Genomic DNA, 22,062 nt, shown 5'->3' on the forward strand with positions numbered 1-22,062 from the left:
TGGCATAAGTGGCTGGCGCGGCAGGATGCGTCTGGCCGTTTAACGCGACAAAGGTGTAAAGTTTCTCGCTAAAACGCGATAAAAACTACTAAAATGGCACCGTGTAACAACTGTGTCATACGGCTTTGTTACAGCCAAGTTAAGAACCGAACAGGAAGCAGTTGTAATTAGTTGTAATTGCTATTCCGATTACATGACCACTGTGCCGGGGACGGAGTGTCAATTCCGTCCTTGGCGCCGCCAGACTTGTTATATAAATTGCAGTACTATATCTATGAGACTGTTTTGCGACATCAATAGATGGTACTATTTTGAAATGTTGCAGTTTTAATAGTGAGACTTGCGCGTAGCATTTGCAAAGGAAGAAAATGCGAACTGCATTTGAAGCGTGGGCGCAGCGTGACGGCCACATTGTGCGGCGAAGAGAAGACAAACCGGATGAGTACCTGATTTTCGAGACCCAGCGCCGCTGGGTTATCTGGCAGGCTGCTCTGACGCATGGTAAGACGGCTGCCAAGCCGCGCGTGAGCGCGGCCGAAAAGGCGGCGAAAGCCCAGCGCGCGCTGGAAATGTCTTCCGATGAAGCGACCGTGCGCAACAAGGTGCTCAATGAGGTGCTCGACGCCTTCAGCGGCGCCGATGGCGCGGCCGGCATGGAAGGCATACTGAAAGTGATCCAGGGCCTGAAGCAGAAGCAGAAGGCACTGGCCGACGACAAGAGCGAAGATTCCACGGCTTGAGGGGACGGCGATGCGTTATCGGCACTACAAGGGCGGCATTTATGAACTGGTGTGCGAAGCCACGCTGGAAGCTGATCTGACGCCGATGATCGTGTATCGCGCCGCCGACGGTTCCATCTGGACCCGGCCGAAAGACGTGTTCTTTCAACTGATCGAAGTCGAAGGCGTCATGGTCCAGCGTTTCGCTCCCATCAACTGATGGCCGCCTGCGTGCGTGCCCGGGATACTCTTCATGCGTAAATTGCTGCCTGCCGCTCTGGTGCTGGGCCTTGCCTGCGCCACGGCGCATGCCGAAACCATCGGTTCGGTCGACACGGTGTTCAAACTGATCGGCCCTGACCACAAGATCGTCGTCGAAGCGTATGACGATCCGCGCGTCGCCGGCGTCAGCTGCTATCTGTCGCGCGCCAAGACGGGCGGCATCAAGGGCGCCGTCGGCCTGGCCGAAGACAAGGCCGATGCGGCCGTCGCCTGCCGCCAGGTGGGGCCGCTGCAATTCAAGGGCAAGCTGCCGCGCCAGGAAGAAGTGTTTACCGAGCGTGCCTCGATCTTCTTCAAGCACGTGCGCGTCGTGCGCATGGTCGACAGCAAGCGCAATGCGCTGGTCTACCTCGTGTATTCCGACCGCCTGATCGAAGGCAGTCCGAAAAACAGCGTCACCGCCGTCGCCGTGCCTGGCGACCAGCCGATTCCCGTCCGTTAAGCGAGCTCCCATGCGCGTGCCGCTGTCTGCTCCCTTTGCCGCCAGGACGCTGCTGCTGTTGGGTCTGGGCGGCTGCGCCACGCTGACGGGCAACACCGAGCAGATGGTGCTGGTGCAAACCATCCAGGACAACCGCGAGCTGACGGGCGCCGGCTGCATCCTCAGCAACGACGTGGGCAAATGGTTCGTTACCACGCCCGGGCGCATCACTATCCGCAAGAGCCAGGAACCGCTGAAGGTCGATTGCCGCAAGCACGGTTCGCCCGCCATCGCGACGGACGACCACATCGATCCCAAGCTCAATGGCAGCGTCTGGGGCAATGTCATCCTGACCCTGGGCGTCGGCTATTTCGTCGACCGCAACACGGGCGCCGGCTTCGACTACCCGTCCATTTTGACCATCGTCATGCAGGACCCCGCGCGCCTGGCGCCGCCGCCCGCGCCGATTTCAGCGCCGCCGCCCGCGGCCGCCGTGCCGGAAGCGGTGGTGCAGCCCAAAGTGGCGCCATCGCCTCTGCCTAATCCCGTCGTCTACTGATTCAACTGCACATAAAAAAGCCGCCAGGGTCAGTGACCATGGCGGCTGTCTTCTTGCGTAACGACGCCTGACAAAACCGTAGCGAGCGGGAGCTAGTGGTGGCCGAGAAGCGCAGCTGTACTTTATGTACAGCGAGCATCGCCGGCCGCCAATAGCCCCGCGCAGTAGGTTTGGTCTGGCGTTCTCTTACACGCGGTTGATCAGGAACGTCGTCAGCAGGGGGACGGGACGACCGGTCGCGCCCTTCGAGCCGCCCGACTTCCACGCCGTGCCGGCGATGTCCAGATGCGCCCAGGTGTACTTCTTGGTGAAGTTTTCCAGGAAGGCCGCTGCCGTCACCGAACCGCCGCCTGGCGTGCCGATGTTGGCCAGGTCGGCGAAGTTCGACTTCAGCTGCTCGTTGTACGCCTCTTCGATCGGCATGCGCCATGCCGTGTCGCTCGACTGCTTGCCCGCTGCCAGCAATTCATTGGCCAGCTGGTCATGCGCCGCATCGCTGCGCGTAAACAGGCCGCTGTTGTGGTGGCCCAGGGCGACGACGCAAGCGCCCGTCAGGGTGGCGATGTCGACCACGGCTGCCGGCTTGAAGCGTTCGGCGTAGGTCAGCGCATCGCACAGCACCAGACGGCCTTCGGCGTCCGTGTTCAGCACTTCGATGGTCAGGCCGTTCATGGAGGTGACGATGTCGCCCGGCTTGGTGGCGCGGCCCGACGGCATGTTTTCGCACGCGGCGATGACGCCGATGACGTTCAGCTTCAGGTTCATTTCGCCGATGGCGCGGAAGGTGCCCAGGACCGAGGCGGCGCCGCACATGTCGTACTTCATTTCATCCATGCCAGGACCGGCCTTGATCGAAATGCCGCCCGTGTCGAAGGTGATGCCCTTGCCGACCAGGACCACTGGCGCATCCTTGGCCTTGCCGCCCATGTGTTTCAGGACGATGAACTTCGGCGGTTGCTCGCTGCCGTTGGTGACGGACAGGAAGCTGCCCATTTTCAGCGCTTCGAGCTGTTTGCGGTCCAGCACTTCGACTTCGAACTTGTAATCCTTGGCCAGCTGTTTGGCCGTGTTGGCCAGGTAGGTCGGATTGGCGATGTTCGCCGGCAGGTCGCCCAGGTTGCGCGTCAGGTCGGAACCGTTGGCGATGGCGATGGCTTGCGCCAGCGCGCCGCGCGTGGCTGCCGTTGCAGGCGCCGCCAGGACGATCTTGCGCACGCCTGCCGGTGCCGGATCTTTTTTGCTTTTTTGCGAGTCGCAGCGGTATTCGCTGTCATGTGCGGCTTGCACCACGCAACGGATTGCCCAATTTACGTCGCGCTCTTTCACTTCAGTCAGCGGTAGTGCGATAATGGCGTCCGCAGCGCCCAGCGAGCCGAAGGCCTTCAGTGCGGCTTGTACGCCGGTCGTGAAGCTTTTTTCGCTGACAGCGTCATCGCTGCCCATGCCTACCAGCAGAACACGTTCGGCGGCGACGCCATCGACTGCGCGCAGCAGCAAAGTGCTGCCAGGCTTGCCGCTGATGTCGCCGGACTTCAGCGCAGCCGAAATCGCACCCTTGCTGTCCAGCGATTTTGCCGCTGGCGACAGTTTTTTGTTTTCGAATACCGCAACCGCGATGCATCCGCTTTTGGCCGTGCCGAGGGTGCTCTTGGTATCGAATGCTTTTATGCTAAAGTCCATTTGGTTCTCCGTTTTCATTTACTAGTAACGTGTTACTCAACTAACTGACCCGAATTATAAACTCCGAATGATCTTTCAACGCGCCCTTCGACGTGAATTGGCTAGTGCCGCCGGGGCCACCTTCACAGTTTTGTTCAGCATCCTGCTCACCTGGATGCTGATCGGTATTCTCGGCAAGGCGGCGGGCGGCAAGATCGCGTCGTCCGACGTCATGTCGCTGATGGTTTTTTCCGCCCTGATGCAGCTGCCCACCATCCTCATCCTCACCGGTTTCATCTCGGTGCTGATGGTCGTCACCCGCAGCTACAAGGAGTCGGAGATGGTGGTGTGGTTCGCGTCCGGCCTGAGCCTGTCGCGCTGGATCTGGCCCGTGCTCAGCTTCGGCTTGCCGCTGGTGCTGGCCACCGGCATCCTGAGCCTGTACGCCACGCCGTGGGCGCAAAAGAAGAGCGATGAATACGTGGCGCGCTTCGAGAAGCGCGAAGACCTGCAGAAAGTCACGCCTGGCCAGTTCCGCGAATCGGCCGGCAGCAACCGCATCTTCTTCGTCGAGGGCGTCAGCGGCGAGAAGACCGTGGTGCAGAACGTCTTCGTCAATACCGTCGATGAAAAAGGCAGCGCCGTCGTCGTCGTCGCCAAGGAAGGCGTGATCAACACCGACGCCAAGGGCGAACGCTTCCTGGTCCTCAAGAGCGGCCGCCGCTACCAGGGCGTGCCGACGCAGGCGGACTTCCAGACCATGGAATTCGAACAGTACATCATGCGCATCGAGAGCAAGCAGCAGGAACTGGGCGCGGAACTGGGCGTGCGCGCCATGAGCACCATGGCGCTCATCGCCGAGCCGAATCCCTACACCATGGCCGAATTGCTGTGGCGGGTGAGTGCGCCCCTGATCGGCCTGATGCTGATCCTGCTGGCCATTCCGCTGGGCTTTGTCAATCCGCGTGCCGGCAGTTCGACCAATTTGATCATCGCCCTGCTGATTTTCTTTACGTACAGCAACCTGATCAAGGTCATCGAAGCGAGCGTGAAGCAGGGCCGCCTGACCTTCGGCCTGGCCTGGTGGCCGCTGCACCTGCTGGCGGCGCTGGCCGTGGTGGGGCTGTTCGCGTGGCGCCTGAATGTGAACCACCGCTATCATCCGCTGGTCCTGCTGGCGGCTTTCAAGCGCGCGCGCCGCGCCGGCAACACAAGTAAAGCGGCATCGAAATGAAGATTTTACAGCGCTATTTTGCGGTCTCGATATTCCAGGCGGTGCTGTTCGTGCTGCTGGCCTTCCTGGCACTGCAAGCCTTCATCGACCTGACGGGCGAACTGCCCAAGGTGGGGCGCAACGGTTACACCATCCAGTATGCCTTCCTGTACGTGCTGGTGCTGGTGCCGGGACACGTGTACGAGGTGATGCCGATCGCGGCGCTGATCGGCACCATCTACACGATGGCGCAGTTTGCCGCCAGCTCCGAATTTACCATCATGCGCGCATCGAGCATGTCGACGGCGATGGCGGCCGGTTTCCTGTTCCGCATCGGTATCGTCTTCGTCGTCATCACCTTCATCTTCGGCGAGTTGATCACGCCGCGCACGGAACCGCTGGCCGAACGCCTCAAGCTGACCTCGCGCGGCGCGGCCGTGTCGAGCGAGTTTCGCTCCGGCCTGTGGACCAAGGACATGGTCAAGAGCGAGGGCTTGACGGGCACCGTCACCGGTTCGCGCTTTTTCAATGTCGGCGAAGCGCGTCCGGACGGCCAGCTGAAAAACGTCAAGCTGTATGAATTTGACACCGATATGCGTTTGCGCACCTTGACCGTGGCCAAGGGAGCTACGTATCAGGGCAATAATATCTGGCGCCTGACCGAGGTGACGGAAACGTCGTTCTCGAACAGCGCGGCCGCCTCGCCCGGCTTCGAGCCGAAGCTGGCGAACTACTATGGGCAGGAAACGAGCCTGGTGCGCACGGTGCAAAGCGCCAGCAAGGACATGACGTCGGAAGTGACGCCGAAGATCCTGACGGTGTCGGCGTCCGATCCCGAGCGCATGTCGGCCAGCGAACTGGCCGTGTACACGCGCCACCTGGCCGAGAACAAGCAGGAAACCGAGCGTTTCCGCATCGCCTTCTGGAAAAAACTGATCGATCCGCTGGCCATTTTCGTGCTGATGGCGCTGGCGCTGCCGTTTGCCTACATGCATACGCGCAGCGGCGGCATCAGCCTGAAGATCTTCATCGGCATCATGATCGGCGTGAGCTTCATGCTGGTCAACACCCTGTTCTCGCATCTTGGCCTGCTCAGCACCTGGCCGGCCTTTCTGACGGCGGTGGCGCCGAGCGCCCTGTACCTGCTGCTGGCGCTGGGCGCCCTGTGGTGGGTGGAGCGGCACTGATGGAGACGAACGTGCAGCAGGCGCTGATCCTGTTTGCCCATGGCGCGCGCGCCGCATCGTGGGCCGCGCCCTTCGAGCGCCTGCGCGACCTGACCCAGGCGCGCATGCCGGGCACCGGCGTGCACCTGGCCTTCCTGGAGCTGATGTCGCCGCGCCTGCCCGAACTGGTGGCGACCCTGCTGGCCCAGCTGCCCGCCGGCGCCATCCTGGACGCCACCGTGGTGCCCGTGTTCCTGGGACAGGGCGGGCATGTACTGCGCGATCTGCCGCTGTTGCTGGAAGAATTGCGCCAGCAGCATCCGGCACTGCGCCTGAAGGTGGTCGAGGCGGTGGGCGAGAACGCCAGCGTGCTTGCCGCCATCGCCGATTACTGCGTGGCGGCGCCAGGCTCCAGCCCTCTGCCTTGAACGGCATCGACATCGTCTACCTGTGGGTGGACGGCGCCGATCCCGCCTGGCGCGCGCGCCGGCAGCAGGCATATGCCGCCTGGGCGCAGGCGCATCCCGGCCAGCTGGCCCTGCACGGCAACGTGGCGGGGCGCTACCGCGACAATGGCGAACTGCGCTACAACCTGCGCGCGCTCGAGCGCTTCTTCCCCGGCCACGGCCATGTCTACCTGCTGACGGACCGGCAAGTGCCCCGCTGGCTGCGCGCCTCATCGCGCCTGACGGTGATCGACCATGCCAGCCTGATGCCCGATGCATCCCTGCCGGTGTTCGATTCCGGCCATATCGAATCGTATCTGCACCATATTCCGGGTCTGTCCGAGCGTTTCCTGTATCTGAACGACGACGTGTTTTTCGGCGCGCCGTTCGAACCCGCATTCTGGTTTGGCGGGGAAGGGGACGGGCGGTTGAGCGTTTTCACGGAGAGCGCGCTGCAGGATGAGCTGCAGGGCTTGCGCGCCGACGTGGCGGCGCCCGTCAATTGCGCCACCTTGTCGCGGCAATGGCTGTCGGCGCAGTACGCCGATTACCGGCATGAACCGCGCCTGTATGCGCATGCGCCGCGGCCCATGCTGAAAAGCGCGCTGCAGGTACTGGAAGGGCTGGCGCCGGCCATGTTTGCCGGCGTGCGCGCGACGGTGTTCCGCTCGTGGCAGGTGCCGGCCTTGCTGCCCGACCTGGTGCCGCGCTGGATGGTGCATCAGGGGCTGGCGCGCTCGCGCATGCTCGACCCGCTGCATATCGCCAGCGGCGATGCGCAGGCGCCGCAGCAGCTCGAGGAGCTGGCGGCGCGTTTCGGCAGCTTGCCGTTTTTCTGTATCAACGATACCTGCGACGAGGCCGAGGACGACGACCCGCGCCTGTTGCGCGTGGCCGCTACCTTGCAGCGGCTGTTGCCGCTGCCATCCTCGTTTGAACTGGGCTAGGCCAGCTGTGTCTTCGGCGCCAGGCTGATGCGGGCGGCGGCTGCGCTGTCGGACAGCGAAGCGAGGAACAGCAGCAGATAGGCGCCCAGTTCGAAGATTTCCTCGCCCAGCAGCGCATAGGCGTCCGGCATGCCATGGAAGACCTTCTTGTCGAAGGGCCAGCCGGCAACCATCAGCAAGCCGCCGATGGCCGTCAGGATGGTGATGCGCATGCTGAAAATCTGCGGCGCATGGGCAAATACCTTGCGCGCGCGCGGTGCGAAAAAGATCAGCACGCGTATCAATATCAGCAGTTCCACCACGCGCAGGGCTTTTTCCAGCTGGGCCCAGGCGGGCGCCGTGCCGAACTGGTCGATATCGAGTTCGCGCAGCAGGAAGCCGAACAGCAGGGCCGACAAGCCGGCATGCATGAGGAAACGCAAGGATTGGCGGTCAGTCTCTTGCCAGGCGCGCGTGCCGTGCACGCTGCAGGCCAGGGCCAGGAACAGCGCCTGCAGCCATTCCAGTAAGTGGTTTTCATCGTCGATATTCGGGAATACCGTCCACAGGGCGATGGAGGCGAGCATGCTGAGCAGCACAGCGCCGGCGACGCCGGCATTGCTGCGGCTGAGCGAAGTCAGGGCTTCGCGCACGGAAGAGAAATTCATTGTTGATTGTGACGGCTCAAGTTGCGCGGCGCGGTATTGCAGCCTGCGGGCGCAGCTTTTTTCGGGGAGATTGCCGGGCGGCTCCCGTCTGCCGGGAGGCCGCGCAGCAAGCGCTATGGCGGGGCGAAGCGTGATTTTCTTGCTATCACGCAACAACTTCTCGAGAAAAGATGCGTGAGCATCGTATCATGTTTCCTCGGAAGACGTCAGTTACTGACTTTAAAGTCGGTAAAATACGGTGTGTTTATTCAAGCATGGCGCGCCAGAATGGCGGCCGCTGCTTCCGTGGCCTGGTGCGCGCGCGTGGCCATGGCGTCGCCCAGCATCACCAGCACGGGGCCGTGGGTGTCGCCCAGGCCATGCGCCAGGCTGCTCAGCGGCAGGCGCACGATGCGCTGGTCCGGGCGGCTGCAGTTTTCAATCACCACCACCGGGGTATCGGCACGGCGGCCCTGGGCCAGCAGGCGCTGGGCCGTGGCGATGGCTTCGCGGCCACCCATGTATTGCACCAGGGTATCGCAGTCGGGAATGCGCGTCTGATCCGGCTCGCCCGGCGCCGTGCTGGACGTAAAGAAGGCGACGCTGCGCGACACGCCACGCTTGGTCAGCGGCTGCTGCGTGGCGGCCGCGGCCGCCAGGGCCGTGGTGATGCCGGGCACCACTTCGACGGCGATCCCCGCCTCTTCCAGCGCGCGCAATTCCTCGTCGGCGCGGCCGAACAGCATGGGATCGCCCCCTTTCAGGCGCACGACGACGGCGTGCTTGCGCGCGTTGTCGACCAGTTGCTTGTTGATGAATGCCTGTGCCGTCGACAACTGGCCGCAGCGCTTGCCGACCAGGATTTTTTGCGCCTGCGGGCACAGCTCCAGCATCTCTTCGGTGACCAGCGCGTCGTGCAGCACGACGTCCGCTTGCGCCAGCAGGCGCGCGCCGCGCAAGGTCATCAGGTCTTGCGCGCCGGGGCCGGCGCCGACCAGGTAGACCTTGCCGGGGAGAGATGGGGAGCTGTTCATATGGCTGCCTTTCCTGGACGATACGCGGGTTAGAGCCGGACCATGCCGGCCGCGACGGTCTGGTGCGTCACTTCATCGATCAGGATAAACGCACCCGTGGCACGGATATCGGCATACGCGTCAGCCGCCAGCGCCTGCTGCACGTTCAGGCTGATGCGGGCGATGTCGTTCAGCTTCAAGCCTTCGGCCGGGTGGCGCTGCTGCGTGTTGATGTCGAGGATAGATTCGATCGCCGTCACCTTGGCCGCCGTCTGTTTCGTGCCGTGCTTGATCCAGTACTTGCGGCGCAGGTCCAGCGCGTCTTCCGACAGCCAGCACACGTCGGCCACCACCTGTTTCAGCAGGGTGGCAGGGCGATCGTTGCTCGCCAGCAAGTCGCCACGCGAGATATCCAGGTATTCATTGAGCAGCAAGGTCACGGACTGGCCCACCACGGCCGTCGGCAGCGAGCCGTCCAGGGTGACGATATCCTTGACGGTTGCCGTCTGGCCCGATGGCTGCACCACGAGGGTGTCGCCGATGCTGACCTTGCCCGCCTCGATACGGCCCATGTAGCCGCGGAAGTCGTTCGCTTCGTGGCCATTGTGGCGCGCCACCAGCTGCACGGGGAAGCGGAACGGCGTGTCGTGCGATTCGTCGTAGACGGACAGCGATTCGAGCAGCTCGATCAGGGTCGGACCCGTGTACCAGCCCAGCTTGTCGCCGCGTTCGACGACATTGTCGCCCGTCAAGGCAGACAGGGGGATCGGCGTGATGTCCTTCAAGCCCAGCGACTGGGCGAATTCGCGATAGGCGGCCACGATGCGGTTGTACACCGTTTCATCGTAGTCGACCAGGTCCATCTTGTTGACGGCAACGACCACGTGCTCGATCTGCAGCAAGTGGGCGATGGTCGAATGGCGTTTGGTCTGGATCAACAGTTCCACGCTGCCATCGTCACCCAGTTTGACCTTCGACACGTCGATCAGGATGATGACGGCGTCGGCGGTCGATGCACCGGTCACCATGTTGCGCGTGTATTGCTCGTGGCCGGGCGTGTCGGCGATGATGAATTTGCGTTTCGGCGTGGCAAAGTAACGGTAAGCCACGTCGATGGTGATGCCTTGCTCGCGTTCCGCTTCCAGGCCGTCCGTCAGCAGCGACAGGTCGACCGTGTCGCCCACCGTGCGTTTGTGCTTGGAGCGCGACATGGCGTCGAGCTGGTCGGCGAAGATGCCCTTGCTGTCGAACAGCAAACGGCCGATCAGGGTGCTCTTGCCGTCGTCGACGGAACCGGCCGTGATGAAGCGCAACATGCCGCGTTCGACGCTGTCGGTGAGATTGGTGTTCTGGATTGCTGCGTTCATTAGAAATACCCTGCTTTCTTGCGTTTTTCCATCGAGGCTTCGGACGTCTGGTCATCCATGCGGGTGGCGCCCCGTTCCGTGATTTGCGTGATTGCCGTTTCGGCGATGATGGCGTCGACCGTCGCCGCATCCGATGACACGGGGCAGGTGCACGAGATATCGCCCACGGTGCGGAAGCGCACGACTTGCGTTTCCACCGTTTCGCCTTCGCGCGGCGGCGTCAGATCCGTCAGCGGCACCAATAAACCGTTGCGCGGGATCACCTGGCGCTCGTGCGCGAAGTAGATCGGCGGCAATTCCAATTTCTCGCGGGCGATGTATTGCCACACGTCCAGCTCCGTCCAGTTCGAGATGGGGAAGACGCGCATGTTTTCACCGGGATGCACGCGGGTGTTATACAGGTCCCACAGTTCCGGACGCTGGGCTTTCGGGTCCCAGGCACCGAATTCGTCGCGGAAGGAAAAGATGCGTTCCTTTGCGCGGGCCTTTTCCTCGTCGCGGCGGGCGCCGCCGATGCAGGCGTCAAAACCGTGTTCGGCGATGGTTTCCAGCAAGGTCACGGCTTGGGCCGCATTGCGCGAATCCGTGGCCGGGTTGCGCAGGCGCACGGTGCCGCGCTTGATCGAGTCTTCCACGGAGCCGACGATCAGGCGCTCGCCCAGCTCGGCCACCTTCTTGTCGCGGAAAGTGATGACTTCCGGGAAGTTGTGGCCCGTGTCGATATGCACGAGGGGAAATGGGAACTTGCCTGGGCGGAAGGCTTTCTCGGCCAAACGCAGCAGGACGACGGAATCCTTGCCGCCGGAAAACAGCAGCGCAGGGTTGGCCGATTCGGCCGCCACTTCGCGCATGATGTGGATGGCTTCCGATTCAAGGCTGTCGAGGTGACGCTGGTTCAAAATATTGCTCATATAGGGTGCTTTCTTGTTCTGCTGTATCTGTTGTGTCTGATCAAGCTGCCACGGATTTGATGCGTATCAATTTGCCGTCCACCATGTGCAGGCCGCATTCCTTGGAATCCGGGTTTTCCCACCACCAGCGTCCGGCGCGCACGTCTTCGCCAGGCTGGACGGCCCGCGTGCACGGTTCGCAGCCGATCGACGGGTAGCCCTGGTCGTGCAGCGCGTTGTACGGCACGTCGTTGGCGCGGATATAGGCCCACACGTCTTCTTCCGACCAGTCGGCCAGCGGATTGAATTTCGTCATCGCATGCGCGGCGTCCTCTTCCTGCACGTGCAATTCGGCGCGCGTGGTGGACTGGGCGCGGCGTTGGCCCGTCACCCAGGCCTTGTTGCCGGCCAGGGCGCGGCCCAGCGGTTCGACCTTGCGGATGCGGCAGCATTCGCGGCGCATCTCGACACTATTGTAGAACGCGTTCAAGCCATTCTGCTCCACGTAGGCGGCCACGGCTTCCGGCTGCGGGCGGTACAGGGTGATGTCGTGCGCGTAGCGGGCCTTGACCTTGTCGAGCACGGCCAGGGTTTCCTGGTGCAACCGGCCTGTTTCCAGGGAAAAGATGCCGATGGGCAGCTTCGCCTTGAGAATCATGTCGGTCAGCACCATGTCTTCGGCTGCCAGGCTGGACGCGAACACGGCCGGCGAAAAAGCCGCGGCGATGCGTGTCAGCGTTTGCTCGGTGGCGTGTATCAAAGAAGTCAGATCGCTCATGATGGGCCCTCAGATGCCGGCCGCGTTGTCGAGGTCAGGATTCTGGCCTTCGCGCTGGTGGCGGCGGAACAGCGGCGATTTTTGATCCCACGACGCCTGGTAGGTTTCCGAAAAGACAGACAAACCTTTCAGTGCGTCATGGATGCTGCGGTCCGGGCGCGTCGCATACGCATCGAAACCGACCCTGTGCATGGAAAACAGCTGGTCGCGCAACACGTCGCCGATGGCGCGCAATTCCCCCTGGAAACCCAGGCGGGCGCGCAGGTTGAAGGCGATGGAATAGCCGCGGCCATCCGTGAATTTCGGGAAATCCACGCCGATGACGGGCAGTTGCGCCACGTCGGCCGCCAGTTCTTCCGGGCGCTCGTCGCTGGCCAGCCACACGCCGATGTCGGGCAGGCGCGCGGCCAGGGTTGCGCGCTGGGCTTGCCAAACGAGCAGGGGCACGATGACCTTGCCGGCCGGAACGACCACCGTTTCCGGCGTGTCGTTTTCATCGAGGCGCAGCAAGCCCCAGGTATTCGGCACCACGGCGGCGTTCTTGATGATTTCTTCGCGTACTTCAAACATATTCGTCTTCTCCCACCAGGTTGCCGACGGTGATCGGCGTTGCATATACGTGTTCCTTGAACGGCGCCAGCCCCAGGCGCTGGGCCGTGTCGACGAAGCGCTCGCCTTCGTGGCGGTCGCGCACGTAGACGTGCAGCAGGCGGCCGATGACTTCAGGCATCTGCAGGGAAGAGAACGATGGTCCGATGATCTTGCCGATGGCCGCGTTGTTGCCTTGCGCGCCGCCAATCGACACTTGATACCATTCGCTGCCATCCTTGTCGACGCCCAGGATGCCGATGCTGCCCACGTGATGGTGGCCGCAGGCATTGATGCAACCGGAAATATTCAGTTCGATCTCGCCGATGTCGTGCTGGAAGTCGATGCTGTCGAAGCGTTCCGCGATGGCGGCCGCGATCGGCAAGGACTTGGCGTTGGCCAGCGAGCAGAAATCGCCGCCGGGGCAGCAGATCATGTCCGTCAGCAAACCGATGTTCGGCGTGGCCAGGCCATGCGCCTTGGCTTCTTGCCATAGTGCAAAGAGTTTCGATTGCTCCACGTCGGCCAGCACCAGGTTTTGCTCGTGCGTCACGCGCAGTTCGCCAAAGCTGTAGCGGTCGGCCAGGTCGGCCACGAAGTCGATCTGCTCGGCCGTCGCGTCGCCCGGTGGCACGCCCGTTTTCTTCAAGGACAGTACCACGGCCACGTAGCCGGGGCGCTGGTGCGGCTTGACGTTGCGCGCCAGCCAGTTTACATACGCCTTGTTGTCCGCGTGTTCGGCTTTGTAGTCGAGTTCCGGCAGGGCCAGGTAGGCGGGCGGATTGAAGAAGTCCGCCACGCGCTGCATTTCCTCGGCGCTCAAGGTTTCCGGACCATCCTTCAGATCGACCCACTCCGCTTCCACCTGGCGCGTGAATTCTTCCACGCCGATGGCTTTCAACAGGATCTTGATGCGCGCCTTGTATTTGTTGTCGCGGCGGCCATGCAGGTTGTACACGCGCATGATGGCCTGGATATACGTCAATAAGTGCTGCCACGGCAGGAACTCACGCACGACGCTGCCCAGGATCGGGGTGCGGCCCATGCCGCCGCCGGCCATGACCTTGAAGCCCACTTCGCCGGCCGCATTACGCACGGCCGTCAAGCCGATATCGTGCACGGCGATGGCGGCGCGGTCTTCCTCGGCGCCATTGATGGCGACCTTGAACTTGCGCGGCAGGGCGATGAACTCGGGGTGGAAGGTGCTCCACTGGCGCAAGACTTCCGCGTACGGGCGCGGATCGATGATTTCATCGGCCGCGACGCCGGCGAACGGGTCGGATGTTGTATTACGGATACAGTTACCCGAAGTCTGGATCGCGTGCATTTCCACGGATGCCAGGTCCGTCAGGATGTCGGGTGTTTGCTCCAGCTCAATCCAGTTGAACTGGATGTTCTGGCGCGTGGTGAAGTGGCCATAGCCGCGGTCGTACTTGCGCGCGATGTGCGCGAACATGCGCATCTGTTTCGACGACAGCAAGCCGTACGGCACGGCGATGCGCAGCATGTAGGCATGGCGCTGCATGTACAGGCCGTTTTGCAGGCGCAGCGGAATGAATTCCTCTTCCGTCAGTTCATTGGCGATACGGCGCGCAACCTGGTCTCGGTACTGGGCGATGCGTTCTTTGATGATGAGGTGGTCGTACTGATCGTAATGGTACATATCAATTCCTAAAAAAGCCGGGGTGCTCGAAGATTGCCTGGGATTATGTTCTTGATACTGTTCGTGTCACATGGTCGGTCAATTAATAGATTAGCTTCACTGCCACGCCGGTCAAGGTCATCGCCAGCAGCACTCTTAAAAACTTTTCCGGCACGGAGCGGGCGACCCAGGAACCGAGCGTGATGCCGGGCAGGGAGCCGACCAGCAAGGATGCCAGCAATTCCCAGTGGATGGAGCCGAGCCACCAGTGACCGAGGGCGGCGATGGCCGTCAGGGGCACGGCGTAGGCGATATCGGTGCCGGCCACTTCGGCCGAGCTCATGCGTGGATACAGCATCACCAGCAGGGTGGCGCCGATGGCGCCGGCGCCGATCGACGACACCGTCACCAGCACGCCCAGGACGGCGCCGGAAATAATGGTCGCGGCGGCAAGCTTGTTGCCTTGTAATTGTTTCTCGGGGTGGGCATTGATCCAAGCCAGCATGCGGCCCTTGAAGATCAGCGCCACGACGGTCAGCAGCACGGAGCCGGCGATCGAGTAACGGATGATCTGGCCGATTTCCGGCGACAGGGTGCCGAACGATTTCAGCGCCAGGGTCGAGACGACGGCGGCGGGCAGGGCGCCGATGCACAGGCGCTTGACGATATCCCAGCGGATGGTGCCGCGCAGACGGTGCGTCAGCGTGCCGGCGCTCTTGGTGATTGAGGCGAAGGCCAGGTCGGTACCCACGGCCACGGAAGGCGGCACGCCAAACAGCAAGGTTAACAGCGGCGTCATCAGCGAACCGCCGCCCACGCCGGTCATTCCTACGAGTAATCCTACGGCAAATCCTGAGACTATATAAGACAAAGTCATGCTTTCACCCCCAAAGTACCCGCAATAGTAATAAACTTGGCGTTTAATCCAAACTACTAAGTACGCATTTGCTTATATGCGATATGCGTATATGCATGAACGCAAAATCATGGGTGGGGCGGAAACTCGGCAAATCACGGCAATCTAGGGCAAACCAGCAATGAATCTCCATCAACTGCGCTTCGTGCGCGAAGCGGTCCGGCAGAATTACAACCTGACGGACGCCGCCAAGGCCTTGTTTACGTCGCAACCGGGCGTTTCGAAAGCCATCATCGAGCTGGAGGAAGAACTGGGCGTGGATATTTTTACCCGCCACGGCAAGCGCATCCGCGGCTTGACGGAGCCGGGCCGCCTGGTGCTGGAATCGGTCGAGCTGATCATGCAGGAAATCGACAGCATGAAGCGCATCGGCAAGGAATTCGCGGCGCAGGACAGCGGCAGCTTTACCATTGCCACCACGCATACGCAGGCGCGCTACACCTTGCCCAAGGTGGTGCAAGCCTTCATGCTGAAGTTCCCGAAGGTAAGATTGTCTTTACTGCAAGGCAATCCGCGCCAGATCGCCGAAATGGTGCAGCGCGACCAGGCCGACCTGGCCATCGCCACGGAATCGATCGCCGCCATCGATGGCTTGATCACCTTGCCCTGCTATCAATGGGAACACGTGGTGGTGGTGCCGGTCGACCACCCGCTGCTCAAGTCGAAGTCCGTGACCCTGGAAGAAATCGCCGCTTTCCCCCTGATTACCTATGACAGCGCGTTCGCCGGACGCAACAAGATCGACCATGCTTTCGTGCTGCGCGGCCTGAAGCCGGACATCTTGCTGGAGGCCATCGATGCGGACGTGATCAAGACTTATGTCGAGTTGGGCATGGGGATTGGTATCATAGCGGGTATGGCCTTCGATGCCGAGCGCGACAAAGGTTTGCGCGCCATCCCTGTCGGCCACCTGTTCGGCATGAATGTGTCGCGCGTGGCCGTCAAGCAAGGCGCGTATTTGCGCAGCTATATCTACACCTTTATCGAGTTGCTGACGCCGACCCTGAACCGCAAGCTCATCGAGCAGGCGATGAGCGGTGATAAAGAGCACTACGAACTATAACAATGCATGAAATCGGCCGGGCGAGGTGCCTGGCCAAGATTATTTAAGAAGAGAAGAAACAATGATTACCGATCAGCTTGCCAAATATTACGCCACCATCGCGCAGCAGTACGAGCGCGTCTATGACAAGCCCGAACGCCAGGAAGACCTGGAAGTGTTGCGCGACAAGGTCGCCGACGTGCTGGAAGGCCACACCGTGCTGGAACTGGCTTGCGGCACCGGTTACTGGACGGAAGTGGTCGCCGAGTCGGCCGAGTCCGTGCTGGCCACCGATATCAACGATGAAATGCTGGCGCTGGCCCAGGCACGCGGCTTGCCCGACAACGTGACCTTCGCCAAGCTCGACGCATTCAATCTGCCGGACGATCTGCTGGGCAAGTTCACGGCCGTGTTCGCCGGTTTCTGGTGGTCGCACGTCAAGCGCGAAGACCAGGACAAATACCTGAAGCAATTGCGCAGCAAGCTGGGCAAGGACATCCTGCTGGTGCTGATCGACAATTCCTATGTCGACGGCAGCAGCACGGTCATCGCGCGCACCGACCTGGAAGGCAATACCCACCAGTTCCGCACGACGGAGGGGGGGGAGCGCTATGAAGTGCTGAAGAATTTCCCATCGGATAGCCACCTGCGCAAGAAGTTTGCCCACTCGGCCCGCGAAATCCGCATGAAGCGCCTGGAATACTACTGGCTGCTGAGCTGCCGCCTGAAGTAAGGCAGTCACGGCAACACAAGCCGCCCTCGGGCGGTTTTTTTTCGCCTGTTGTTTTTATTTAACAAGATGTTGTGCTAAAAAACAACATCTTGTCGATGTCATATTGTTGAAGTATTTGGTGGGCATGATTCGGTTCAGCAGCTAAGCAGCACCACTCTTGTCCAACCTAATGTAGAGAATCTCAAGTGAAAAAAATTACTCTGGCAGCATTGATCATCGGCACCTTCGCAGCAGCTACGGCACAAGCACAATCGAACGTCACCGTGTACGGCCTGGTTGACCTCGGTATTGCCAAGACCACTGGCCAGCCGACGGTACAACGCGAAAACAACGCGTCGCGCCTCGGTTTCAAGGGTACGGAAGATCTGGGTGGCGGCCTGTCCGCAATTTTCAACCTGGAAAGTGAATTCCTGGCAGACACCGGCGCGCAAAAAGGCGTGTTGTTCGACCGTCAAGCGTATGTGGGCTTGAAAGGCGCGTTTGGTACCGCCATCCTGGGCCGCACCAAGAATCTGGTCGATGGCACCATCGCCCGCGTCGATCCGTTCAACACCTACGGCGTGGTCGGCAAGAACAATGAAACCTTGCTGCGTTCGGGCGTCGGTTCGTCGCGCGTCAACAATGCCGTGACCTACAACAGCCCAAGCTTTGAAGGTTTCGTGGGCAGCCTGCAATACGTGTTGAGCGAAGTCAACAGCGCTGACGCAGGCGTGATTGGCCTGGCAACCTACGACAACGGCCCGATCAGCTTGCACGCCGGCTACGAAAAAGCCGTGCAAGCAACGGCAACGGCCGCCAAGCCTGACCTGTGGTCCATCGGTGGCGGCTATAAATTCGGCCCGGCCAAGATCACGGCCGCCTACTCGAAAGGCGACACCAAGGTAGCCACGACTGGTGAATTCAAGTCCTACCTGATCGGCCTGAACTACACGGTTGGCGGCGGCGATGCCAAAGTGTCGTATGGCAAGCAAGAGCAAAGCAACAACAAGTTCAAGGATCAGGACACCATCAAGGAATTCGGCGTCGGCTACGACTACCACCTGTCGAAGCGCACCGACGTGTACGCTTACGCTGGCCGCGAGCGCGTGAAGTCGCTGACCTCGTACCAGATCGGCCTGGCACACAAGTTCTAAGCATCGTTCGATGTGACGACGTGAAAGGCGCCTGCGGGCGCCTTTTTTATTGCATCGCCGCCGCTGCCGCCTCCGCATGCATGGGCAGCGAGATGTCGATGCGCGTGCCGCCCAGTTCGCTGTCGGCGCCGATATGGATGCTGCCGTTCAATCCCCACACCCGTTCGCGCATGCCCAGCAAGCCCAGGGCCGTGGCTTTTTCCAGGTCGTGTTCGGCAATCCCGCGGCCGTCGTCCTGGATGGTGATGGCCAGCGAGGAATCGATGCGGTGCAGGGCGATGGTGATGTGGCTGGCCTCGGCATGGCGCGCGATATTCGTCAGCGCTTCCTGCACGATGCGGTAGATGGCCGTGCTGCGCGCATCGTCGAGTACGAGGTCGGCCTCGTCGGCCAGCAAGTCGAAATGGATGGCGCGGCGCAGCAGGAAGTCGTGGCGCAGTTTTTGCAGCGCAAAATATAATCCGCCTTCATCGAGCGCGCGTGGACGCAGGTTGCTGGCGATGCGCCGCAACGAGGTGATGGCCGTCACCAGCAAGCCATCCATGCTGTGCAGCAAGGCTTGCAGGGACTCGGTGGTGTCCGTGTGCTGGCGCACCAGGGTCAGGTCGACGCGTAAGGTGGCCAGCAATTGCCCCAGGTCATCATGCAATTCACGCGCGATATGCTTGCGCTCCTCTTCGCGGATGGATTGCAGTGCACTCGACAATTCGCGCAGTTGCGAAAAGGAGCGGGCCAGCTGTTCATGCATCTGCTGGCGCGCGCTGATGTCGCGCACGATGATGGTAAACACGCTATGGCCGTCTTCCTGCATGGCCGAGAGCGAGCCTTCGAGGGGAAACATGAGGCCATCGCTGCGCCGTCCCGTCAGCGTGTAATCGGTGGCGCGCCGGCCCGTCAGGCGCAGCTCCTGGCTGATGTCGCCAAACGGCGGATCGCCATCGTGCTTGCCCAGGCCGCCCAGGGTGCGCAAGTCGCGCAGGATGTAGTGGCCCAGGCGCATGCCGCGCATGCCGGCCGGCGTGTCGTCGAACAATCTGGCTGCCGCCGCGTTCGCATGCAGGATGATTTGCCCGCTGTCGATGCTGATGAAGGCGTCGCTGGCGCTGTCGATGATGGCCTGGCCGCGGGCCTGCCGCTGCCGGCGGGCTTTCAGTGGAGGAAACAAGCACAGCAAAAGCATCGCTGCCATGCCTAGCGGCAGGATGCGCAGCAGTGTCGAACTGCCTCGGTCAGGCATGGGATTCTCCTTGCGAACGTGAACGAAGGCAGGCAAGACAGGAGCGACGGACAGGACTTGATATAGCCTATGCCTGTTGGCGCGGCGTGGCTTGATGTGGCGCAGGAAGGGGAAAGAAGAGGGGCGCGCGCCGCGCCGGCCTGGGCCGGGCGGCGGCGGGAGACTTACATTTGCTTGAACAGGTGCAAGAAGCTGCGGCTCACTTCGAGCTTGTCGGACTTGCCTTTGATGAGTACCAGGTGGCGGCCGCGGATGTCGCGCGTCACGCCTTCGATGGCATTCACGTTGACCAGGGTGGCGCGGTGGATTTGCCAGAACAACGAAGGATCGAGCTCTTCGGCCAGGTCGCGTACGGGCTTGCGGATCAATGCCTCGTACTTGGCGGTCTGCACGCAGGTGTATTTCTCGTCAGAACGGAAGAACAGGATATCTTCCACGGGGATCATGCGCAAGTCCTGGCCGATGCTGGCCTGTATCCATTGCAGGTAGGTGGGCTTGGCCGTGATTTTTTCCGCCAGCTGCGACAGCATGGCCGTGACGCTGCTGTTGACGTCCAGGGCCGGCTTGTTCAAGTGCGTTTTCAGGCGCTCCACGGTGACCAGCAAGCGCTCATGCTCGGGCGGCTTGAGCACGTAGTCGACTGCGCCCCGCTCGAAGGCTTCGACGGCGTGGCTATCGTAGGCCGTGACGAAGACGATATGCGTCTTGCTGCCGATCACTTGCGCCGCTTCCATGCCTGTCTTTCCCGGCATGCGGATATCGAGGAAGGCAAAATCCGGTTTGAGTTGTTCCACCAGTTCGATCGCTTCGTCGCCATTCTTGGCTTCGCCGATGATTTCCAGTTCAGGCCAGGCTTGGCCCAGGCGCAGGCGCAGCTGGTCGCGCATCAGTCTTTCGTCGTCGGCAATAATAGCGGTAGGCATAGGTCTCAAGTGTGAACAGGCGAAGATTGATTATTCAATGATTTAGCGTTTTTATCAACTACTCTGTCTTATTTGGACAATTGATATGGCACTTCGATCACGGCGCACACGCCGGACGGTTGATTTGGCGTAATGGTCAGGCTGCCCTGGTCGCCATGCAACAGCTTCAGGCGCTCGCGGATGGTGGGCAAACCCAGTCCCGTGCCATCGCTGGGCACCACGCCAAAGCCCAGGCCGTCATCGGTCACCGTCACGCGCAGCTTGCTGTGCGCCACTTCGGCCACGATGCGCAGGGTGCCGCCCTCCGGTTTGACTTCCAGGCCGTGCTTGATGGCATTTTCCACCATCGATTGCAGCATCATGGGCGGGAAGGCGGCGCTGCGCAGGCCGTCGGGAATCTGGAAGTCGACGGTCAGGCGTTCTTCCATGCGCATTTTCAGCAGGTTCAAGTACGCTTGCACCATGTCCGCTTCACGGCCCAGGTTGGTAATCAGGGCGTTGTCGCGCATTTGCGGCAGCACGGCGCGCAGATACTGGATCAGGCTGCGCTGCATCTTGGCCGCGCGCGGCGGGTCGACCTGGATCAGGTGTTCGACGGAAGCAAGCGTGTTGAACAGGAAATGCGGCTCGACCTGGGCTTGCATCATCTGCATCTTCGCTTCGCTGAGCTGGCGCTGCATGGATTCGCGCTCGGCGGCCTCGTTTGCCGTGACGGTTTCCGCTTCCGCGCGTTTCTTGCCGCCGACCAAGGCCTTCATGGCGAACAGGGCCAATACCAGCAAGGACACAAAGCTCTTGAACCAGGTCGACGCTTGCTGGTGATAGCGCGACACTTTTTGTTCTGCCGCATCATCGACGGCTTCTTCGATGGCATTCGACAATTCCTCACCGATTTGCGGCGGCAGTTCAATATGGACTTCTTCGCCCGAGGCATTCGTCGTTACTGGGTAGCTGGGCTTGGCGGGGGCGGCCGGCGGTTCCGGCGGCGCCGGCGGCACGGCGTTTGCGTGCTCGTCCGCCTCGGCGGCATCGGCCGGCTCGCTGGCCGCATCCGTCGTGCTGCTGCGCCGGTTCTTGCTGTTGCGGGGATTGAAATGGATGCCCGTATCGTCGATCAGGATATTGGTTTCACCCGAGCCCTTGCTGCTGCGCTTGTGCGACTTGATGACCACTTCTTCATTCTGACTGGACGAGAACAGTTCATCTTGCAAAATGGAACCGGCGATCAGGGCCAGCGCAGCGAACAGGAAGAATTTCCACCAGGACAGTTGGGTGACCCAGGTCGTCGTCGCGTCGAATGCCCGTTGCAACCAAGCGAGGATGGTTTTCAACAATTGGGGCAGGCTGGAAATCGGAAGCATGGGGGCACTTTCAAGTACAAGAGTTAATCGACGCAGCGGGCAAGTTTAACCTCTTGTTGAGCCGCGTCAGAGTCTGATGTTGCCACTGTGCCTAAAGACCACGAACTACGCCAGCCGATTGCGACAGGCTGCACAAAAAGGCGCTTGAAGTGAAGACAAGGCTTGCTGGGCTGTGAGAGCGGGGAAATAGCCCTTGCGGAGAGTGCAGGGCACGGCTATAATTCGCCCCCTCGCTGAACGACGCATGCAAATGCCGAGTGAGACGAGAAAAAGAAGGAGTTGACGGACGTAGCAAATTGCTTCATACTCTTCCTTCTTCGCAGCTGACAAACACAACGCTTTGTCGATAGCGCGAAAGCAGTAACCGAATACAGTTCTTTAACAATTAACAGTCGATAAGT

At 61.3% G+C, this 22,062-nt stretch carries 23 protein-coding genes; 11 read left to right on the forward strand and 12 right to left on the reverse strand.

What is annotated here, in order from left to right:
- The first annotated feature begins 368 nt into the window (after nt 1-368).
- From O3299_RS27560 to O3299_RS27575, 4 genes are read left to right on the forward strand one after another with little or no spacing between them, the layout of a single operon-like run.
- The gene (locus tag O3299_RS27560; protein WP_034751548.1) at nt 369-740 is read left to right on the forward strand and encodes a hypothetical protein; all 372 of its coding nucleotides are present in this window, start codon (nt 369-371) and stop codon (nt 738-740) included.
- 10 nt (nt 741-750) lie between these two features.
- Nucleotides 751-939 (forward strand): DUF1653 domain-containing protein, encoded by a 189-nt coding sequence (locus O3299_RS27565; RefSeq protein WP_034782199.1) that lies wholly within the window; start codon nt 751-753, stop codon nt 937-939.
- 33 nt (nt 940-972) lie between these two features.
- On the forward strand, nt 973-1,443 hold the full coding sequence (locus tag O3299_RS27570; RefSeq protein WP_289900072.1) for a CreA family protein: 471 nt from the start codon (nt 973-975) through the stop codon (nt 1,441-1,443).
- A gap of 10 nt (nt 1,444-1,453) precedes the next feature.
- A complete protein-coding gene (locus O3299_RS27575; RefSeq protein ID WP_289906115.1) occupies nt 1,454-1,981 on the forward strand; it encodes a hypothetical protein in 528 nt (175 codons plus the stop codon).
- A 186-nt stretch (nt 1,982-2,167) separates the two neighbouring features.
- On the opposite strand, the gene O3299_RS27580 is transcribed toward O3299_RS27575, so the two are convergent.
- The gene (locus O3299_RS27580) at nt 2,168-3,661 is read right to left on the reverse strand and encodes a leucyl aminopeptidase (protein WP_289906114.1); all 1,494 of its coding nucleotides are present in this window, start codon (nt 3,659-3,661) and stop codon (nt 2,168-2,170) included.
- Nucleotides 3,662-3,728: 67 nt separating this feature from the next.
- Between O3299_RS27580 and lptF the strand changes: the two genes are divergently transcribed.
- Genes lptF through O3299_RS27600 form a run of 4 tightly spaced genes read left to right on the forward strand, consistent with a single transcriptional unit; the run spans nt 3,729 to nt 7,412 of the window.
- Nucleotides 3,729-4,874: an LPS export ABC transporter permease LptF gene (lptF, locus tag O3299_RS27585; protein ID WP_077401100.1), complete on the forward strand. Its 1,146-nt coding sequence runs from the start codon at nt 3,729-3,731 to the stop codon at nt 4,872-4,874.
- The gene (lptG, locus tag O3299_RS27590) at nt 4,871-6,040 is read left to right on the forward strand and encodes an LPS export ABC transporter permease LptG (protein ID WP_289900075.1); all 1,170 of its coding nucleotides are present in this window, start codon (nt 4,871-4,873) and stop codon (nt 6,038-6,040) included. Before lptF ends, lptG begins: the two co-directional genes overlap by 4 nt.
- Nucleotides 6,040-6,447 carry a sirohydrochlorin chelatase gene (locus tag O3299_RS27595; RefSeq protein ID WP_099665039.1) on the forward strand — a complete coding sequence of 136 codons (408 nt, stop codon included), beginning with the start codon at nt 6,040-6,042 and terminating at the stop codon, nt 6,445-6,447. The genes lptG and O3299_RS27595 overlap by 1 nt, the downstream gene beginning before the upstream one ends.
- Nucleotides 6,444-7,412, forward strand: a complete 969-nt coding sequence (locus O3299_RS27600) for a Stealth CR1 domain-containing protein (RefSeq protein ID WP_305063649.1) — start codon at nt 6,444-6,446, stop codon at nt 7,410-7,412. The genes O3299_RS27595 and O3299_RS27600 overlap by 4 nt, the downstream gene beginning before the upstream one ends.
- Here O3299_RS27600 and O3299_RS27605 read toward each other — a convergent pair.
- From O3299_RS27605 to O3299_RS27640, 8 genes are all read right to left on the reverse strand, one after another.
- A complete protein-coding gene (locus tag O3299_RS27605; RefSeq protein ID WP_305063650.1) occupies nt 7,409-8,059 on the reverse strand; it encodes a hypothetical protein in 651 nt (216 codons plus the stop codon). The two genes, O3299_RS27600 and O3299_RS27605, sit on opposite strands and share 4 nt — an antisense overlap.
- Nucleotides 8,060-8,307: 248 nt before the next feature.
- Complete coding sequence (gene cobA / locus O3299_RS27610) at nt 8,308-9,072, reverse strand: uroporphyrinogen-III C-methyltransferase (protein WP_305063651.1); 765 nt, start codon at nt 9,070-9,072, stop codon at nt 8,308-8,310.
- 29 nt (nt 9,073-9,101) lie between these two features.
- The gene (locus O3299_RS27615; RefSeq protein ID WP_251350055.1) at nt 9,102-10,418 is read right to left on the reverse strand and encodes a sulfate adenylyltransferase subunit 1; all 1,317 of its coding nucleotides are present in this window, start codon (nt 10,416-10,418) and stop codon (nt 9,102-9,104) included.
- A complete protein-coding gene (gene cysD / locus O3299_RS27620; protein ID WP_176390377.1) occupies nt 10,418-11,329 on the reverse strand; it encodes a sulfate adenylyltransferase subunit CysD in 912 nt (303 codons plus the stop codon). Before cysD ends, O3299_RS27615 begins: the two co-directional genes overlap by 1 nt.
- 40 nt (nt 11,330-11,369) lie before the next feature.
- Complete coding sequence (locus tag O3299_RS27625; protein WP_305063652.1) at nt 11,370-12,086, reverse strand: phosphoadenylyl-sulfate reductase; 717 nt, start codon at nt 12,084-12,086, stop codon at nt 11,370-11,372.
- A gap of 9 nt (nt 12,087-12,095) precedes the next feature.
- Nucleotides 12,096-12,656: a DUF934 domain-containing protein gene (locus tag O3299_RS27630; RefSeq protein WP_099665033.1), complete on the reverse strand. Its 561-nt coding sequence runs from the start codon at nt 12,654-12,656 to the stop codon at nt 12,096-12,098.
- Nucleotides 12,649-14,337, reverse strand: coding sequence for a nitrite/sulfite reductase (locus O3299_RS27635; RefSeq protein ID WP_289906108.1), 1,689 nt, complete (start codon nt 14,335-14,337; stop codon nt 12,649-12,651). Before O3299_RS27635 ends, O3299_RS27630 begins: the two co-directional genes overlap by 8 nt.
- A gap of 82 nt (nt 14,338-14,419) precedes the next feature.
- Nucleotides 14,420-15,193 (reverse strand): sulfite exporter TauE/SafE family protein, encoded by a 774-nt coding sequence (locus O3299_RS27640; RefSeq protein ID WP_289906107.1) that lies wholly within the window; start codon nt 15,191-15,193, stop codon nt 14,420-14,422.
- Between the two features lie 160 nt (nt 15,194-15,353).
- Here O3299_RS27640 and O3299_RS27645 point away from each other — a divergent pair, with 160 nt between their 5' ends.
- The 3 genes from O3299_RS27645 to O3299_RS27655 all read left to right on the forward strand — a co-directional run bounded on the left by O3299_RS27645 (nt 15,354) and on the right by O3299_RS27655 (nt 18,140).
- The gene (locus O3299_RS27645) at nt 15,354-16,295 is read left to right on the forward strand and encodes a CysB family HTH-type transcriptional regulator (protein ID WP_034751505.1); all 942 of its coding nucleotides are present in this window, start codon (nt 15,354-15,356) and stop codon (nt 16,293-16,295) included.
- Nucleotides 16,296-16,356: 61 nt separating this feature from the next.
- Nucleotides 16,357-17,007 (forward strand): class I SAM-dependent methyltransferase, encoded by a 651-nt coding sequence (locus O3299_RS27650; RefSeq protein WP_099665030.1) that lies wholly within the window; start codon nt 16,357-16,359, stop codon nt 17,005-17,007.
- A gap of 185 nt (nt 17,008-17,192) precedes the next feature.
- The gene (locus O3299_RS27655; RefSeq protein ID WP_046682561.1) at nt 17,193-18,140 is read left to right on the forward strand and encodes a porin; all 948 of its coding nucleotides are present in this window, start codon (nt 17,193-17,195) and stop codon (nt 18,138-18,140) included.
- 46 nt (nt 18,141-18,186) lie between these two features.
- Here O3299_RS27655 and O3299_RS27660 read toward each other — a convergent pair whose 3' ends face one another.
- The 3 genes from O3299_RS27660 to O3299_RS27670 form a co-directional block, all read right to left on the reverse strand.
- On the reverse strand, nt 18,187-19,377 hold the full coding sequence (locus O3299_RS27660; RefSeq protein ID WP_289918459.1) for a PAS domain-containing sensor histidine kinase: 1,191 nt from the start codon (nt 19,375-19,377) through the stop codon (nt 18,187-18,189).
- 164 nt (nt 19,378-19,541) lie between these two features.
- Nucleotides 19,542-20,300: a LytTR family DNA-binding domain-containing protein gene (locus O3299_RS27665; RefSeq protein ID WP_305054516.1), complete on the reverse strand. Its 759-nt coding sequence runs from the start codon at nt 20,298-20,300 to the stop codon at nt 19,542-19,544.
- A gap of 68 nt (nt 20,301-20,368) precedes the next feature.
- Nucleotides 20,369-21,661 carry a sensor histidine kinase gene (locus O3299_RS27670; protein WP_289906105.1) on the reverse strand — a complete coding sequence of 431 codons (1,293 nt, stop codon included), beginning with the start codon at nt 21,659-21,661 and terminating at the stop codon, nt 20,369-20,371.
- Nucleotides 21,662-22,062 lie beyond the last annotated feature (401 nt).

Origin of the sequence: Janthinobacterium sp. SUN176, from assembly GCF_030587335.1 — a bacterium.
Classification (GTDB): Bacteria; Pseudomonadota; Gammaproteobacteria; order Burkholderiales; family Burkholderiaceae_D; genus Janthinobacterium; species Janthinobacterium kumbetense.

Bases quoted from the DNA above. Each gene is read 5' to 3' on its own strand.
- O3299_RS27560 (WP_034751548.1), top strand. From the start codon at position 369: ATGCGAACTGCATTTGAAGCGTGGGCGCAGCGTGACGGCCACATTGTG.
- O3299_RS27565 (WP_034782199.1), top strand. From the start codon at position 751: ATGCGTTATCGGCACTACAAGGGCGGCATTTATGAACTGGTGTGCGAA.
- O3299_RS27570 (WP_289900072.1), top strand. From the start codon at position 973: ATGCGTAAATTGCTGCCTGCCGCTCTGGTGCTGGGCCTTGCCTGCGCC.
- O3299_RS27575 (WP_289906115.1), top strand. From the start codon at position 1,454: ATGCGCGTGCCGCTGTCTGCTCCCTTTGCCGCCAGGACGCTGCTGCTG.
- O3299_RS27580 (WP_289906114.1), bottom strand. From the start codon at position 3,661: ATGGACTTTAGCATAAAAGCATTCGATACCAAGAGCACCCTCGGCACG.
- lptF (WP_077401100.1), top strand. From the start codon at position 3,729: ATGATCTTTCAACGCGCCCTTCGACGTGAATTGGCTAGTGCCGCCGGG.
- lptG (WP_289900075.1), top strand. From the start codon at position 4,871: ATGAAGATTTTACAGCGCTATTTTGCGGTCTCGATATTCCAGGCGGTG.
- O3299_RS27595 (WP_099665039.1), top strand. From the start codon at position 6,040: ATGGAGACGAACGTGCAGCAGGCGCTGATCCTGTTTGCCCATGGCGCG.
- O3299_RS27605 (WP_305063650.1), bottom strand. From the start codon at position 8,059: ATGAATTTCTCTTCCGTGCGCGAAGCCCTGACTTCGCTCAGCCGCAGC.
- cobA (WP_305063651.1), bottom strand. From the start codon at position 9,072: ATGAACAGCTCCCCATCTCTCCCCGGCAAGGTCTACCTGGTCGGCGCC.
- O3299_RS27615 (WP_251350055.1), bottom strand. From the start codon at position 10,418: ATGAACGCAGCAATCCAGAACACCAATCTCACCGACAGCGTCGAACGC.
- cysD (WP_176390377.1), bottom strand. From the start codon at position 11,329: ATGAGCAATATTTTGAACCAGCGTCACCTCGACAGCCTTGAATCGGAA.
- O3299_RS27625 (WP_305063652.1), bottom strand. From the start codon at position 12,086: ATGAGCGATCTGACTTCTTTGATACACGCCACCGAGCAAACGCTGACA.
- O3299_RS27630 (WP_099665033.1), bottom strand. From the start codon at position 12,656: ATGTTTGAAGTACGCGAAGAAATCATCAAGAACGCCGCCGTGGTGCCG.
- O3299_RS27635 (WP_289906108.1), bottom strand. From the start codon at position 14,337: ATGTACCATTACGATCAGTACGACCACCTCATCATCAAAGAACGCATC.
- O3299_RS27640 (WP_289906107.1), bottom strand. From the start codon at position 15,193: ATGACTTTGTCTTATATAGTCTCAGGATTTGCCGTAGGATTACTCGTA.
- O3299_RS27645 (WP_034751505.1), top strand. From the start codon at position 15,354: ATGAATCTCCATCAACTGCGCTTCGTGCGCGAAGCGGTCCGGCAGAAT.
- O3299_RS27650 (WP_099665030.1), top strand. From the start codon at position 16,357: ATGATTACCGATCAGCTTGCCAAATATTACGCCACCATCGCGCAGCAG.
- O3299_RS27660 (WP_289918459.1), bottom strand. From the start codon at position 19,377: ATGCCTGACCGAGGCAGTTCGACACTGCTGCGCATCCTGCCGCTAGGC.
- O3299_RS27665 (WP_305054516.1), bottom strand. From the start codon at position 20,300: ATGCCTACCGCTATTATTGCCGACGACGAAAGACTGATGCGCGACCAG.
- O3299_RS27670 (WP_289906105.1), bottom strand. From the start codon at position 21,661: ATGCTTCCGATTTCCAGCCTGCCCCAATTGTTGAAAACCATCCTCGCT.